General features: G+C 36.5%; 2 protein-coding genes. Both read right to left on the bottom strand.

Annotated elements, in window-relative coordinates; all coding sequences use genetic code 11:
• Nucleotides 1-46 precede the first annotated feature (46 nt).
• Nucleotides 47-604: an STM3941 family protein gene (locus AC27VX_RS23660; protein ID WP_488698427.1), complete on the bottom strand. Its 558-nt coding sequence runs from the start codon at nucleotides 602-604 to the stop codon at nucleotides 47-49.
• Between the two features lie 6 nt (nucleotides 605-610).
• Nucleotides 611-1,770, bottom strand: a 1,160-nt coding sequence (locus AC27VX_RS23655) for an RHS repeat-associated core domain-containing protein (RefSeq protein ID WP_488698425.1), incomplete at its 5' end; no start/stop codon positions are given.

Below are 1,770 nucleotides of genomic sequence, written 5' to 3'. Positions count from 1 at the left end.
CATTACAGCAATGTAGTTCTGTTTTGTATTAGGACTAGTCAATCCGCTACGAAGTTACAAACTTCGCAGAGCGGGGGGAAAGTCCATCTCCATATTTCGCATATGACTCTAAAATAGCCTTCTTAAAATCATTAAATGAACATGATAAGTATGTGCTATTTAATACAATTGGAGACTGATATGTATTATAGTTGTAATTTAAAACCCACTTTAGAAATCCACTTTTTTTATTTATATAAATAGTAGGATTTTTAAGTGAAATTTTAAGGTGTGGAATATTTTTTATATCATACTCTTCAATTCCTATGACATCTTGCCATTTTATAAAAGGATAATTCAAAATGCTAACACCATCATAAATACCTTCATTGTTGATGAGAAAAATTGATTTTCTATCTAATAATTTCATAAAAAATAAAATTATTAAAAACATTGAGAAAAGAATGGCAACTAATCCTATTACAAATATTATAATACCATTTCTAGTAACTACAGTTACATACTTATTAGGATTTAATACAAAGGCTATACCTAAAAGTAATATTACAAATAGAACTAGAATAATTAATATTAATTTTATGTAGTTTTTTTTAAAATATATCATAGATTATCATTTATATAAATTCTCAACTTCTTGTCCAAACATTTCTCCGTACATATATCCTACACCTGCTCCTACCACAAAACCTAAAATTGTTCCTGCTCCAGGAATTGGGATAAATGATCCAATATACATTCCTATCATTGCACCTTGGGTTGCGCCAGCAAGTCCACCAATTACACTGGCTGCAGCAACCGCAGTATTTTTTCCAGGTCTCCAACCGTCATTAGATAATCCTTCACCCACCTCATAAGCATTAAGTGCATAACCAACGTATCCCAATCTTTTAGCATATTTTCCATACATTGCAGTGGTTCGTACATAATTGCTTCTCAATCCTATTTGTGAGCCTGCTGCTCTTCCTGCGTATCGAATACTTCTTTGATTTCCAAGATTATCCATCCAATAACCCCTGCGATATAAATCAGTACGTTGATCGGCTATTGCTTCGTACATAGTTCCAATTATTCCAGATCCATAATCTGCCCAATTTTTATAAGCGTCCCAAGAGGTGTCTGAATTAAGTTTCATACTATGCATGACTCCCAGATCACCTTCTCCATACATTTCATCACCAATTCTGTAAGAAGTCTGGGTGGCCTCTCCTGTCCACCACTTCATATATCCGTTTTGGGAGGTTAATGAAAAGCTCTGCCCATTTTCAAATGATGCCATTAAGTCCCTATACGCCTGAGTCTTACCAAAAGCAAGATACCCGCCGCCGCCGCCTTCATCTGGGGTTCTCCCCATAAACTGAGTCATCTGCATTTGAGAATGTGCCATAATTGTAAAAGGATTTGCATATCCTGAGGTATCAATATGTCCAGCTGCATCCATCCATCTTCCATCAGGATCTCTCATTGAAATAGGATTATTGGCTACATAGGCAAAAGGACTTATAGAAGTATATGCTTCCGCCAACTGGTCTATCCCGTTCCATCTTCCCAGATCTGGCATATATTGTCTCCAACCGTAATCAAACATTCCGGTTTCCTGAAGCTCTTTGCCATTGTATTTGTAAGAGTAGAGACCTCCAAAGTTGGAAGAGTTCAAACCGTTTCCGCCCGTATGGCTTAAGCCAAAAGGATAGTAATTGTTGGTGTCAATAATTTCAGGAGCGCCTGCGCTGTTTTTGGCAAAGGTGACCCTGGTATTTCCAAGGTGGTCTA

This window comes from Chryseobacterium sp. 14P4.3.2, from assembly GCF_057799275.1.
The sequence above is the reverse complement of the archived record's forward strand: the minus strand, read 5'-3'. Positions and strand labels throughout refer to the sequence as shown.